Origin of the sequence: Erythrobacter cryptus DSM 12079 (assembly GCF_000422985.1) — a bacterium.
GTDB lineage: Bacteria > Pseudomonadota > Alphaproteobacteria > Sphingomonadales > Sphingomonadaceae > Erythrobacter > Erythrobacter cryptus.
Genome location: NZ_AUHC01000005.1, coordinates 66,198 through 79,408, shown reverse-complemented (window position 1 = coordinate 79,408; position 13,211 = coordinate 66,198). Strand labels below are relative to the sequence as shown.

At 67.4% G+C, this 13,211-nt stretch carries 15 protein-coding genes; 3 read left to right on the top strand and 12 right to left on the bottom strand.

Annotation, left to right across the window (positions count from 1 at the left end; genetic code table 11):
* Positions 1–197: 197 nt before the first annotated feature.
* The 5 genes from G524_RS0105170 to hisG all read right to left on the bottom strand — a co-directional run bounded on the left by G524_RS0105170 (position 198) and on the right by hisG (position 5,851).
* Entirely contained in the window at positions 198–2,342 is a 2,145-nt protein-coding gene (locus G524_RS0105170) for a sodium-translocating pyrophosphatase (RefSeq protein ID WP_027442759.1), read from the bottom strand.
* A 186-nt stretch (positions 2,343–2,528) separates the two neighbouring features.
* Entirely contained in the window at positions 2,529–3,386 is an 858-nt protein-coding gene (gene thiL / locus G524_RS0105165; protein WP_425387205.1) for a thiamine-phosphate kinase, read from the bottom strand.
* Positions 3,387–3,402: 16 nt separating this feature from the next.
* The gene (gene nusB / locus G524_RS0105160; RefSeq protein WP_027442757.1) at positions 3,403–3,873 is read right to left on the bottom strand and encodes a transcription antitermination factor NusB; all 471 of its coding nucleotides are present in this window, start codon (positions 3,871–3,873) and stop codon (positions 3,403–3,405) included.
* Positions 3,870–5,162 carry a histidinol dehydrogenase gene (hisD, locus tag G524_RS0105155; RefSeq protein ID WP_027442756.1) on the bottom strand — a complete coding sequence of 431 codons (1,293 nt, stop codon included), beginning with the start codon at positions 5,160–5,162 and terminating at the stop codon, positions 3,870–3,872. Before hisD ends, nusB begins: the two co-directional genes overlap by 4 nt.
* Positions 5,162–5,851, bottom strand: coding sequence for an ATP phosphoribosyltransferase (gene hisG / locus G524_RS0105150; RefSeq protein WP_027442755.1), 690 nt, complete (start codon positions 5,849–5,851; stop codon positions 5,162–5,164). Before hisG ends, hisD begins: the two co-directional genes overlap by 1 nt.
* A 45-nt stretch (positions 5,852–5,896) precedes the next feature.
* Here hisG and G524_RS0105145 point away from each other — a divergent pair, with 45 nt between their 5' ends.
* Positions 5,897–6,985 carry a DUF2332 domain-containing protein gene (locus tag G524_RS0105145; protein ID WP_027442754.1) on the top strand — a complete coding sequence of 363 codons (1,089 nt, stop codon included), beginning with the start codon at positions 5,897–5,899 and terminating at the stop codon, positions 6,983–6,985.
* Here the strand turns inward: G524_RS0105145 and G524_RS0105140 are convergent.
* The 4 genes from G524_RS0105140 to G524_RS0105125 are packed head-to-tail and all read right to left on the bottom strand — an operon-like array spanning position 6,982 to position 9,468.
* Entirely contained in the window at positions 6,982–7,878 is an 897-nt protein-coding gene (locus tag G524_RS0105140) for an alpha/beta fold hydrolase (RefSeq protein WP_027442753.1), read from the bottom strand. The genes G524_RS0105145 and G524_RS0105140 overlap by 4 nt on opposite strands.
* On the bottom strand, positions 7,875–8,687 hold the full coding sequence (locus tag G524_RS0105135; protein ID WP_027442752.1) for an SDR family NAD(P)-dependent oxidoreductase: 813 nt from the start codon (positions 8,685–8,687) through the stop codon (positions 7,875–7,877). Before G524_RS0105135 ends, G524_RS0105140 begins: the two co-directional genes overlap by 4 nt.
* Positions 8,688–8,740: 53 nt before the next feature.
* The gene (locus G524_RS0105130) at positions 8,741–9,196 is read right to left on the bottom strand and encodes an NUDIX hydrolase (protein WP_027442751.1); all 456 of its coding nucleotides are present in this window, start codon (positions 9,194–9,196) and stop codon (positions 8,741–8,743) included.
* Positions 9,193–9,468 (bottom strand): BolA family protein, encoded by a 276-nt coding sequence (locus tag G524_RS0105125; protein WP_051220922.1) that lies wholly within the window; start codon positions 9,466–9,468, stop codon positions 9,193–9,195. The genes G524_RS0105130 and G524_RS0105125 overlap by 4 nt, the downstream gene beginning before the upstream one ends.
* 78 nt (positions 9,469–9,546) lie before the next feature.
* Between G524_RS0105125 and G524_RS0105120 the strand changes: the two genes are divergently transcribed.
* Positions 9,547–10,140, top strand: coding sequence for a J domain-containing protein (locus G524_RS0105120; RefSeq protein WP_027442749.1), 594 nt, complete (start codon positions 9,547–9,549; stop codon positions 10,138–10,140).
* Positions 10,141–10,144: 4 nt separating this feature from the next.
* Here G524_RS0105120 and aac(6') read toward each other — a convergent pair whose 3' ends face one another.
* The 3 genes from aac(6') to G524_RS0105105 are packed head-to-tail and all read right to left on the bottom strand — an operon-like array spanning position 10,145 to position 12,102.
* Positions 10,145–10,591: an aminoglycoside 6'-N-acetyltransferase gene (gene aac(6'), locus G524_RS0105115; RefSeq protein ID WP_027442748.1), complete on the bottom strand. Its 447-nt coding sequence runs from the start codon at positions 10,589–10,591 to the stop codon at positions 10,145–10,147.
* Complete coding sequence (locus G524_RS0105110) at positions 10,588–11,220, bottom strand: glutathione S-transferase family protein (RefSeq protein WP_027442747.1); 633 nt, start codon at positions 11,218–11,220, stop codon at positions 10,588–10,590. The genes aac(6') and G524_RS0105110 overlap by 4 nt, the downstream gene beginning before the upstream one ends.
* A 24-nt stretch (positions 11,221–11,244) precedes the next feature.
* Complete coding sequence (locus G524_RS0105105; RefSeq protein ID WP_027442746.1) at positions 11,245–12,102, bottom strand: oxygenase MpaB family protein; 858 nt, start codon at positions 12,100–12,102, stop codon at positions 11,245–11,247.
* Positions 12,103–12,218: 116 nt separating this feature from the next.
* On the opposite strand from G524_RS0105105, the gene cobS reads away from it, so the two are divergent.
* On the top strand, positions 12,219–13,208 hold the full coding sequence (cobS, locus tag G524_RS0105100; protein ID WP_027442745.1) for a cobaltochelatase subunit CobS: 990 nt from the start codon (positions 12,219–12,221) through the stop codon (positions 13,206–13,208).
* Positions 13,209–13,211 lie beyond the last annotated feature (3 nt).

The window sequence follows — 13,211 nt, the reverse complement described above, 5'->3', positions numbered from 1 at the left end:
CACCCCGCCTGCTGCAGCGCTTCTGCAAATTCACGCAGGCTTGTGCCACAGGCCGATTAAGAAAGCCTCAGCGCGCATCCCCCATGTTCGATTGCCGGACAGGCAAGCTGGCAAAGATGAACCCCGCCGGGATCGCTCCCGACGGGGTCAGTCTTGGGCGGCCCTGCCGCTTGGCTAGGTGAGCGCCCCAGCCTCGGTCACGCGGCAGCGTGGGCGAGGGCGGCGAGCAGCAACAGCGCGACGATGTTGGTGATCTTGATCATCGGGTTCACCGCCGGGCCGGCGGTGTCCTTGTAGGGATCGCCGACCGTATCGCCCGTCACCGCGGCCTTGTGGGCTTCAGAGCCCTTGCCGCCATGGTTGCCGTCCTCGATATACTTCTTGGCATTGTCCCAGGCGCCGCCGCCCGCGGTCATCGAGAGGGCGACAAACAGCCCGCCGACGATCACGCCGAGCAGCAACGCGCCGAGCGCGGCAAAGCCATTGGCCTGGCCCGCAATCGCGGTGATGACGAAATAGACCACCACGGGCGCGAGCACCGGCAGCAGCGAGGGGATGATCATCTCCTTGATCGCCGCCTTGGTAACGAGGTCCACGGTCTTGGCGTAATTGGGCTTCGAGGTGCCTGCCATGATCCCGGGATCATTGGCGAATTGTTCGCGCACATCGATCACCACATCGCCCGCCGCGCGGCCCACCGCGGTCATGCCCATCGCCCCGAACAGGTAGGGCAGCAGCGCACCGAGGAACAGGCCGACGATGACATAGGGGTTTTCAAGGCTGAAGGAGACCTCGCCGTTCACGAGGTCACCGTCTCGAAGGCCGGGGAAGAACACCGAAAGGTCGGTGGTGAAGGCGGCAAACAGCACCAGCGCGCCGAGGCCCGCCGAGCCGATCGCATAGCCCTTGGTCACCGCCTTGGTGGTGTTGCCCACCGCATCAAGCAGGTCGGTCTTGTCGCGCACGCTGTCGTCAAGCCCCGACATCTCGGCGATCCCGCCGGCATTGTCGGTGACCGGGCCATAGGCATCGAGCGCGACCACCATGCCGGCGAGCGCCAGCATCGCGGTGGCGGCATAGGCAATGCCGATGAGCCCGGCGAGCTGGTAGGCGATGATGATCCCGCCGGCGATCACCACCGTCGGCAGCGCGGTCGCCTCGAGACTGATGGCGAGGCCCTGGATGACGTTGGTGCCGTGGCCGGTTTCCGAGGCCTTGGCGATCGAGCGCACCGGGCGGAACTTGGTGCCGGTGTAATATTCGGTGATCCAGATGATGAGGCCGGTGATGGCAAGCCCCAGCAGCGCGCAATAGAACAGCGCCCGCCCGGTGAACTCGACCATACCCTGATCAGGGTTGATCACCGTGTTCATGCCAACGCCAGCCGCGCCGAGCGCAAACTGCACCGCGAACCAGATCAGCGGGATCGAGGTGATGGCGGTGACGATGAAGCCCTTGTACATCGCCCCCATCACATTGGTGCCCCCGCCGAGGCGCACGAAATAGGTGCCGAGAATCGAGGTGACGATGCAGGCACCCCCGATCAGCAGCGGCAGCGCCATCAGCGGCAGCAGCAGATCGCCCAGTTGGGTGAGCAGCAGCGCGGTGAGCACCATGGTGGCGCCGACCGTGACGACATAGGTTTCGAACAGGTCGGCGGCCATGCCGGCGCAGTCACCGACATTGTCGCCCACATTGTCGGCGATCACCGCCGGGTTCCTCGGATCGTCCTCGGGAATGCCGGCTTCGACCTTGCCGACGAGGTCAGCGCCGACATCGGCCGCCTTGGTGAAGATGCCCCCGCCAAGGCGCGCGAAGATCGAGATCAGCGAGGCGCCGAAGGCAAGCCCTACCAGCCCATCGACCACGCTGCGTTCGGACGGGCTCATGCCCATCGGGCCGACCAGCACATAGAAGAACACCGCAATCGCCAGCAGCGCAAGGCCTGCCACGAGCAGGCCGGTGATCGCCCCGGCGCGGAAAGCGAGGGTCAGGCCCGATTGCAGCCCCTTGCTCGCCGCTTCGGCGGTGCGGACATTGGCACGCACCGAGATGTTCATGCCGATGTAGCCGGCCACGCCCGAAAGCACCGCCCCGGCGATGAAGCCCGCCGCGGGAATGGCACCGAGCGCAAAGGCCACCACCGCGGCCACCACCGCGCCGACCATGGCGATCGTGGTATATTGGCGGTTGAGATAGGCTTGGGCGCCTTCCTGGATCGCCGCGGCGATCTCCTGCATCCGCGCATTGCCGGCGCTGGCGCCGAGCACCTGCGAACTGGTGATGATGCCGTAGATCACGGCCAGCACCCCCAGCCCAATCGAAATGAGCAATAGATTCACGAGTTATCCCCTCTCGTTTGTGATCTGTTTCCCGTGGGAGAAACGCGCGCCTCGTGTGATCCCCTGGGCGCGAGGCCGCAGTCATAGGGGCTGGCGCAGGGCTGGCAAGTCTCGGCATGGCCTGCAAGCGGTCCGAGCGCGGGTTTTGCGCGCTTTTGTGAGGGGGTGAGAGGGCGCTGGCCCGTTTCAGCCGTGCTGGTAGCCAAGCCCGGCAGGATCGGTGAGGATCGCCCCGTCCAGTTGCAGCGGGCTGGCGCCCGGCTGGATCACCCGGCCGATCGCATGGGCTGCCACGGGCAGCGCGGCAGCGGGCGGGGCGGTGAAGAGCAGTTCATAATCATCGCCCCAGCGGATGCAGGCATCGCGCCGGGCCGGATCGGCGACGGGGATGGCCTCGCCCTCGAGCGCAAAGGTGACGCGGCTGGCCTCGGCCATGCGCCAGCAATCGATGAGCAGCCCGTCGGAAATATCCATCATCGCCGTGACATGGGGGGCAAGCGCCAACCCCTCGGCAAGGCGCGGGGAAGGGCGGTTGAAGGCCTCGCGGTGCTCGGCCACGCCTTCAAAGCCGAGCATCGCCCGGCCAAGCGGGCCGGTGACGAAAATCGCATCGCCCACTGCCGCACCCCGGCGCGCGGGCACCGGAAGGTGGGTGGCGCGGCCGATCGCGGTCATCGCGTAGGTGCTTGCCCCCGTCGCTGCCACCGTATCGCCGCCGAGCAGGGGGACGGCAAAGGCCTCGAGCGCCTGGCCAAGGCCCAGAAGGAAGCGCGCATCATCGCGCCCAAGCGCATGGCCAAGCAGCACCCCCACCGGCTCTGCCCCCTTGGCGGCAAGATCTGAAAGGTTGGTGGCAACCAGCTTCCAGGCAACATCGGCAGGATCGGCCTCGGGGCGGAAATGGGTGTCCTCGGCCATCATCTCGTGATTGATCACCAGGGTTTGCGAACCAATGGTGATGAGCGCGCAATCATCCTCGAGCCGGCGCGCACCGGGGTGCAGCGGCATCCGCCGCAGCGCGGCGATGAATTCGGCTTCGTTCATGGCCATCGGCTATGGCTTAGCCGGAGCGCGCCTGCCTTGCCACGGCATCGAGAATGCCGTTCACAAATTTCGCCTGGCCATCATCGAAGAAGGCCTTGGCCACATCGACATATTCGCTGATCGCCACCGCCACCGGCACGTCAGCCCGGGCGATAAGCTCATAGGTGCCCGCGCGCAGCACCTGGAGCATGGTCTTGTCGAGCCGGGCAAGGCTCCATCCGGCCGCGAGCCGGGGGCCAAGCAGCGCGTCGATCTCCGCGCGTCGGGCTGCCACCCCGCGCACGATATCGTCGAAAAAGGGCACCTCGGCCTCGGCATAGGCGGCATCGCCGAAGGCCTCGTCATCGATCGCCCGGCCAAGGCGATGCTGGTGAAACTCGTCGAGCAGGCGGGCAAGCGGCGTGCCTTCCATCTCGTGCTGATAGAGCGCCTGGACGGCGGCAAGCCGCGCCGCCGAGCGGGCCCTGGATCGTGCTGGCTGGCTCATCGGCGCCTGAGCTCCACCGAGCGCGCGTGGGCGGGCAGGCCCTCGGCATGGGCAAGGGTGGCAGCCGCCGGGCCGATCGCGGCGAAGGCGGCCTCATCAAGCCCGAGAAAGCTGGTGCGCTTCATGAAATCGAGCACCGAAAGCCCGCTCGAAAAGCGCGCGCGCCGCCCGGTGGGCAGCACATGGTTGGGCCCGGCGACATAATCGCCCACCGCCTCCGGCGTCATCCGCCCGAGAAACACGCTGCCGGCATGGCGGATTGCATGGAGGTAAGGCTCGGGATCGTCGAGCGCGATCTCGACATGTTCGGCGGCGAGGCGGTTGGCAAGTTCGGGCGCCTCGCGCAGCAGGTCTTCGACGATGATGATCACCCCATGCGCATCCCAGCTGGCCCGGGCGGTGCGGGCAGTGGCGAGCTGGCCGATCTGCAGGTCGATGCAGTCCTCGACCTGGCGGGCGAAGGTTTCATCATCGGTGATCAGGATCGACTGCGAGGTGGGATCGTGCTCGGCCTGGCTGAGGAGATCGGCAGCGATCCAGTCGGGATCATTCCTGCCATCGGCGATCACCAGGATTTCTGATGGGCCAGCAACCATGTCGATGCCGACGACGCCGTAAAGCTGGCGCTTGGCCTCGGCCACCCAGGCATTGCCCGGGCCGGTGATGACATCGACGGCACGGATGCGCTGCGTGCCATAGGCGAGCGCTGCCACCGCCTGGGCGCCGCCGATGCGCCAGATCTCGTCCACCCCGGCGATATGCGCGGCGGCGAGCACCAGCGGATTGGCCTGGCCCTTGGGGGTGGGGGTGACGATCGCGAGCCGCTTGACCCCGGCCACCCGGGCAGGAATCGCGTTCATCAGCAGCGATGAGGGATAGGCCGCCCGTCCGCCCGGCACATAAAGCCCGGCGGCATCGACCGGGCGCCAGATCGCCCCAAGCCGCACTCCCGCCTCATCCACGAAATCGCGGTTCTGCGGTAATTGGGCCTCGTGATAGGCGCGGATGCGGCGAGCGGCGAGTTCGAGCGCTGCGCGCAAATCGGGCGCAAGCGCCTGATAGGCCGCTTCGCAGGCCGCCTGCGGGATCTGCCAATCGGCCTCGTCAGCCAGGGCATAGCCATCAAAACGCTGGGTATATTCGACCAGCGCCGCATCCCCACGCAGGCGGACGGTGCGCAGGATATCGGCGACCTGGCCGGCAACCTCGCTGTCAGCCTCGCGCCGCGCCTCGACGATGCGCTGGAAGCGCGCCTCGAAATCGCTCTGGGTGGTCGCAAGCATGGCCATCATGCCGCCACCTCCAGCGCGCGCGCCTCGGCCTCGCGGCGGAAGGCGTTGACCAGTTCGGCAATGCGCGGATCGGTCTTCAATGCCGTGCGGTTGACGATCAGCCGGGCCGAGACCTGGAGGATCACCTCGGCTTCGACGAGGCCGTTTTCGGCAAGGGTGCGCCCGGTCGAGACCAGATCGACGATCTGGCGCGCCAGCCCGAGCGAGGGCGCCAGTTCCATAGCCCCGTTGAGCTTGACGCATTCGGCCTGCACCCCGGCAGCGGCGAAATGGCGGCGGGTGAGATTGGGATATTTGGTCGCCACCCTGAGGTGGCTTACCCCTTCCGGCGCGGCCCCGTCGGCTGCAGGGCGCGCCACCGAGAGGCGGCACAGGCCAATGCCGAGATCCACCGGGGCATAAAGATCGGCATAATCGAACTCCTCGATCACGTCCGAGCCGACGATGCCCGCCTGCGCCGCGCCGTGGGCCACGAAGGTGGCAACATCAAAGGCGCGCACGCGGATGAGGCGCATGTCGGGGCGAAGGCAAGCAAAGGCGAGCGCGCGGCTGTGCGGATCGCGGAATGCGGCTTCCGGCTCCACCCCGGCACGCGCCATCACCGGAAGCGCTTCATCAAGAATGCGCCCCTTGGGCACAGCGAAGGTGAGCTGTGCGGGATTGTCGGGAAGGCCGGTGCTGATCATGATCGGGGGCGCACTTAGGGGCGAGCGGGCGAAAGGGCAATGGTCATGGCGGCGAACGCGGCGGGAATCATGGGTCTCGAAAGCTTTACCGCCGCGCTCGAATGGCAGGCCCGCCATGCCGAGGAAAACGGTGCGCCCGCCACGGCGCGGGTGATCCGGGCACTGGCCGGTGTGCGCGCCAGCGACACGGCCACTGGAAGGCGGATGGCGAACTGGACGGGTCTGACGCTGAAGGACGCGATGCCCTTGCGGATCGCGGGCGGGCTGCACCATCTGGTGCTGACCGGTGCGGACACGCGGCTGGCGCAGGTCTATTCGGGCGAAATCACCGATCAGGCGGTGGTGAATGCTCTGGTGCTCGATCTGGTGCACAGGTTCGATGCGCGGCTGCGAAAGTGGCTTGATGGTCCGCCGCAAACCAACGAGGCGGGCCGCGCGGCCAGTATCATGGCGGGGCTGTTGTGGCTGGCCCAGCGCGTGCGCGCGCCGCGCTTTGACGTGTTCGAGATCGGGGCGAGCGCCGGGGTCAATACCATGATCGACCGCTACTTCTTCCGGTTTGGCGATACCGATGCCGGGCCGGAAGACTCGCCAATGCGGATCGTGCCCGAATGGCGCGGGGCAGCGCCGCCACCGCCGCCCGCCGGGTTTGCGATTGCCTCGGTGAAGGGCTGCGACATTGCGCCCATCAACCTCGCTGACCCCGAGGCGGCGCTGCGTCTCAAGGCCTTTGTCTGGCCTGATGCCGTGGAGCGCATGGCGCGGATCGACGCTGCAATGGCGCTGGCGGCCCGGCAGCCGCCGGATCTGGTCGCCGCTGACGCCGGGGACTTTGCCGCCGACATGCTCGCCCGACCCCGTCAGCCGGGGACAGCACGGGTCATGTTCCATTCGATCATGTGGCAATACATGCCCGCCGCCACGCAAAGCCGCATCACCGTTGCCATGGAGGCGGCGGGTGCCGCGGCTACACCCGCAATGCCCATCGGCTGGATCGCGCTCGAGACCGACCCGTCGACCTTCCGCCACGAACTGCGCGTGCGCTTGTGGGACGGCGCTGCGCGTCATGGCGAGGAATACCTGCTTGCCCACGCGCACCCCCACGGCGCGTGGGTGGAGTGGCTGGCAGTTTAGCGCGCCAGAAACGCCTCCATCGCCGCATTGACCGCCTCTGGCGCTTCCCACGGCACGAAATGCCCGCAATCGGGCACGCGCACGATGGTGAGCGGGTCGATGATCTCCTCCAGCCCTTCAAGGTTCTCAGGCGGCAGGGCGAGATCGTCCATGGCCCAGATCACCAGCGTCGGAATGGTGAGCTTGGGCAGGGTGGGGGGCGTCCAGCCTTCGGGAAGGGCAAAGGGCGCGTCCATCGGCGGCACATCGATCGGGCTCGCGCGGTAATAGTTGAGCATCCCGAAGGCGGCATCGCGGTTCTGCCAGTCGCGCAGCAGGGCGTCGCGCTCCTCGGGTTCCATCGCGCTCGGGCGGTCCCATTTGACTTCCTTGAGCAACAGGCCGGTAAGGCCATGTTCCTTGACCAGCGCATCATTGGCCGGATCGCGAAAGCCGCGGATATATTGGCTCGCGGCCCGCTGGACGGGATTGAGATAGAGGAGCTTCTGGAAGATCGCCGGATGCGGGGCATTGGCGATCACTGCGCGGGTGACGCGGGCGTGCTGCCCAGCCAGCGCCACGCCCCAGGCGATCGCGCCGCCCCAATCATGCCCGACGATGGTGAATTGCGCGATTCCCAGCACGTCGGCGAGCAGGAAGACATCGCCGATCAGCTTGTCGGGGGTGTAGGCGCTCACCTCCTGCGGCTTGGACGAGCCGCGATAGCCGCGCTGGTCGGGAGCGATGCAGCGGAAGCGATCGGAAAAATGGCGGATCTGGTGGCGCCAGGTGCGGTGGCTTTCGGGAAAGCCGTGCAGGAAGATCAGCGCCGGGGCCTCTGCCGGGCCCTCGTCGACGATATCGAGACTGATGCCATTGGGCAGTTGCACCCGCTTCAAGTCGAACCCGCTCATTCGGCTGCCTCCAGCTTGTCCATATATCCGCTTGCGACCATGGCCGCGACCTGATCGAACAGCGCATCGGGGGTGCGGCGCGCTTCGCCCATGGCCTTCTCGGCGCCCTCGGCGATGATGACCTCGCGCTCGCCCCGCGCGATGGCATCGAGCATCGCAGCGGCCGCCACCTCGGCGGGAATGCCGTTGTCGATCGCCTTGTCGCTGCGACCGCGCGCGCGGCCCTCGCCAGTGAGCGCATTGCGCGAGACATTGGTGGCGACCGAACCGGGATAGATGGTGTGGACCGCCACACCATTGATCGACAGCTCGGCGCGCAGCGCATCGGCATAGCCGGCAAGGCCGAACTTGGCGGCGCAATAGGCGGTGCGCATCGGCACCCCCACCTTGCCCGCGATCGAGGAGATGAAGACAAGCGCGCCCGATCCGCGCGCGGCCATGTGCCCGATCAGCCCCTGGGCAAAGGCGATCTGGGCAATGAGATCGACCTCGATGATGGTGCGATAGACCTCCATTGCTGTGCCAAGCGCCCGGCTGCGCTGGGAAATCCCGGCATTGGCGATGGCAAGATCAACGCCGCCCTGCCAGCCGATCGCGCGGGACGTGGCCTCGGCAAGCGCGGATTCATCGCGCACGTCGAAAGGCAAGACCAGCGCCTGCCCGCATTTGGCGGCCACCGCCTCGAGCCGCGCGGCATCGCGACCCGAAAGCACCACCCTGGCCCCGCGCGCCGCCAGTTCGCGCGCCAAGGCGGCGCCGATCCCCGAGGAGGCGCCGGTGATCCACGCCACCTTGCCCGTGAAATCCATCCCTCTCTCCCTTCTCGGTGTCGAGGACTAGCCGCAGCGCGCGCGCCGCGCAATCAGGTTGCGATTTGCGACCGGATGATCGCGGCAAGTTCCTGCGGGAACACCGCCTCGGGCCAATCGGCCAATTCGGTGAGGGTGAACCACCGGTGGCTGGTCATCACCTGCTGTTCGAGCGCGGTGTGGCGGCGGGTGTCGATCACCGGATGATCGACCCGCACGAGGAAATAGCGCTCGTCGGCCTGCACCGGCTCGCCTTCGACGGTGACGAATTGTGGGGTGAGGCGGGCGATCTCGGGGCCGGGATCGGCGCGAATGCCGGTCTCCTCGAACAATTCGCGCCGCGCCGCCTCGGCAAAGCTCTCCTGCGGCTCGCATTCGCCCCCCGCGGTGACCCAGAAGGGCGCCCGGCCCGGCACGTCGAAGCGGAACATCAGCGTGCGCGCCTCGCGGTCGAGCACGATGATCCGCGCCGCCCGGCGCAGGCGCAGCGCCTGGCCCGGCGCGCTCATGCGGGAGACGCTCCGGGCGCGCTCGCCCTGATCGCCACGGCGTGCACCCGCTCACCCACGATATCGCCAAGCGCGGCGATCACCGCGCGCTGGCGGGCAAGGCGGTTCATCGTGGCAAAGGCCTCGGCCTCGATAAGGATGGTGAAGTGCGATTCGCCCGAACCATCATCCCCCGCATGGCCGCGGTGACGGGCGCTGTCATTGACGATCTCGAGCCGGGTGGGGGCAAAGGCGGCGGTGAGGAGCGCGTGCATTTCCTCGGCAATGGACATCGGGTCTGGTCCTTGGGGCTTGCGCAGATGCGCGCGATTGGGTCTTGGAACAGGCGCGGCAGATTGCCATGCTTGGCCATGCCTTCACCACGATTCCATGGCCGCGTCGAGGGGGCTCAGCGCTGCTGCGAGGCGCCGGGCTGTGATCAGCCGGGCGAGTTCCGCGCTCCCGGCGCGCGCCCGCACGGCTTTGACGGGCCGGGCGAATGGCGCTGGTTCTGCCTTGAACATGTGCGCGCATTCAACGCCGCCTATGACTGGTTTGCCGGGATGAGCGCTGAGGAAATCCTCGCCGCCCAATCGCCGATCGCCGGCTGGCAGAGCGAGACCCGCGCCTTTCGCCCCACCGCCGGCATTGCCGATGGCCCGCGCTGGGCCGATTTTGCCGATCCGCTCGATGCCATCAGCGCCCGGGCGCGCGGCATTCGCTCGCGCGCCGAGCGCCAGGCCCGCGCGGCGACGTCGGCCCGCTTCACGCGCGAGGAGGCCGCCGCGCTCGACGTGATGGGGCTGGGCACCGATACGGATCGCGCGCGGCTGCGGCGCCGCTACACCGAGCTGGTGCGCCGCTACCACCCCGATCGCAACGGCGGGGATCGCCGCCACGAGGCGCGGCTCAACGCTGTGGTCGAGGCCTATCAGCTGCTGCGCAAGAGCGCGGCGCTGGCCTGAGCCGTCACAGCATCCGGCGGAAGAACACCACCCGCTCGGTCTCCTCGAAGCCAATGGCCCGGTGAAAGGCGTGGCTGGCGCTGTTGTCGAGAAGGGCGTTGGAGGCAAGTTCGCTGCAGCCGCGCGCGCGGCCCCATTGGGCCACGGCCTCGACCAGCGCGCGCCCCACCCCGGTGCCGCGCCATTCGGGCAGGATGAAGGCCCCTTCGCCAAAGGCCACGGGCGAGGTGTCGCAGCCATCGACATAGTCGCGCCGGATGCTTGCCTCGACAAAGCCGATGAGGCGGCCATCCTCGTGCTCGGCCACAAAGGCCACCTGATTGGGCTCGCCGGCGAGGAAGGTTTCGGCGATATCCGCGGCGTGGGCCGCGGCATCATCATCAGGCCACAGCGCCGCGCGCATCGCGGCCCAGGCCGGCACATCGGTAGCGCAAGCGGGGCGGATCTTCATGCGTCTTGCTGCGCCGCCTTGATCAGCGCCGCATCGATGGCGTTGGCCTGCGCATAGGCGGGCCGCTGGGTGACCCGATCGACATAGGCCCTGAAGGTGGGCGTCTCGGGGATCGAGCCGAAGCGCAGGCCCCAGACGAACTGGCTGCCGACATAGGTGTCGGCCATGGTGAAGCGGCTTCCGGCGATGAAATCGTGGGTCTTGAGCCATCCCTCGATCGCCGCGAGCGCAAGCTCGAGGCTGCCGAACCCGGCCATGCCCTGCTTGCCTTCGGGCACCTGCCAGCCCATCGCCTTGCCCACCACCGCCTGTTCGAGCGGCCCGGCGGCAAAGAACAGCCAGCGGAAATAGGCCGCACGCTCGTGAGGTTCGGGCAGCAGGCCCTTTTCGGGGTGGGTTTCGGCCAGATAGTGATTGATCGCCGCACATTCGGTGATGACGTGGTCGCCACCATCAAGGTGATGGACGAGCGCGGGCACCTTGTTCATCGGGTTGATCGCCCTGAAGCTTTCGGGCCGCGTGGCCCATTCCATCACCACCTGCTCATAATCCGCGCCGGCCTCGTGCAGCGCCCAGCGGGAAATCTGCCCGCGGCTCATGGCGACGGTGTAGAAGGTGAAGGCGGCCATTGGCACGGTCTCCATGTTCGTGGATCAGCGTGGGCGCGGTGCGGCGTTCTGGCGAAAGGCCCAGCGCAGGGTGCGGCCCATGCCCCAGGTCGCCGCCCGCGCCGGAAGCGCGCTGAGCACAGGGCGATGCAGGTGGAGCATCGCGCGCGCCCAATCGGGCAGCATCGCCACCGCCTCGGCAGCGATCATGGTCTGCACGCTGCGCGGCGTCCCGGGCGGGCGCTGCGAAAGCACCAGCTGCGCCACCTCGCGGGCCGCGGGCGAGGTGCGCAGATCGCGGCGCAGGCTGCGGAAGATGGCTTCGGCCTCGGCGCGGCTTTCAGGCACCGGATCGGCCCCCAGCATCCGCGCAATCAGCGCGAACTGGCGGTAGTATTCGTCCTGCTCGTGGCCCGGCATGTCGGGCCGCACATGGCGCAGGTAGCCTGCAAGAAAGCTCTGCGCCTCGGTGACATGCACCCAGGCCAGCGTGCGCGGATTGGTTGCCTCATAGGGTGTGCCATCGGGCAGGGTGCCGCTCACCCGGGCATGGATGCGGTTGACCCGCGCGATTGCGGCCAGGGCTTCGTCGCGGTGGCCGAAGGTGGTCACCGCAATGAAACGCGCGGTGCGCCGCAGGCGCCCGTGCATGTCGGAACGGAAATTGGAGTGGTCGAGCACGCCCTGCAGCGCGTGGGGATGGAGCATCTGCAGCAGCAGGGCGCGGATCCCGCCGGTCATCATTCCGACAAGATCGGCATGAACCAGGCGGATCGGGGTGTCGCGGGCGAACAGCGCCGCGTCCGAAGGCGGGGTGGGGGCCTGTCCGGCGCTGGCATCATGGAACACGCCGCGCACCCGCTTGACGAGGCTGAGACGCAGCGATTCGACCGGATCGGGCATGGCACTGGCTATAGGCGCGCAGCAGCGCCAAGACCATCCGCCTCGCCAAATTGCCAGCCTGCTGGGCAAAGCCAGCCCTTGCAGGCGGCGGGCCGGCGTTCTAACCCGGCGCGACGATGACTGCACCTCTCTCCCTGAGCGCCACCGGCGCTGCCGCCATGCCCACCCAGCCCGACACCACGGTCAATGTCCGTGACGTGTTCGGCATTGATGTCGATTGGCAGGTTCCGGCCTTCTCGGTGAAGGACGAGCACGTGCCCGAGATCGACAGCGCTTATGTGTTCGATCCCGATACCACGCTGGCCATCCTTGCGGGCTTTGCCCACAACCGCCGGGTGATGGTGCAGGGCTATCACGGCACCGGCAAGTCCACGCATATCGAACAGGTCGCCGCGCGGCTCAACTGGCCGAGCGTGCGGGTCAACCTCGATGCCCATATCAGCCGTATCGACCTTGTCGGCCGTGATGCGATCGTGCTCAAGGATGGCTTGCAGGTCACCGAGTTCAAGGAAGGCATCCTGCCCTGGGCGTTGCAGCACCCGGTGGCGCTGACTTTCGACGAATATGACGCGGGCCGCCCGGACGTGATGTTCGTGATCCAGCGCGTGCTGGAGTTTGACGGCCGCCTCACCCTGCTTGACCAGAACCGGGTGATCACCCCCAACCCGTGGTTCCGGCTGTTTGCCACCACCAACACCGTGGGCCTGGGTGACACCTCGGGCCTCTATCACGGCACCCAGGCAATCAACCAGGCGCAGATGGACCGCTGGAACATCGTGGTGGCGCTCAATTATCTGCCGGCCGAAACCGAGCAGCAGATCGTCAAGTCCAAGGCGCCCGAGGCTGATGACAAGCTGATTGCCGACATGGTCAAGGTCGCCGAACTCACCCGCCAGGGCTTCATCAATGGCGATATTTCGACGGTGATGAGCCCGCGCACGGTGATCACCTGGGCGCAGAACGCGGCGATCTTCGGCTCGGTGGGTTTTGCCTTCCGCCTCTCCTTCCTCAACAAGTGCGACGAGGCCGAGCGCACGCTGGTGGCCGAATACTATCAGCGCGTGTTTGGTGAAGACCTGCCGGAAGGGGCGGCCAAGCGGCGCTGATGA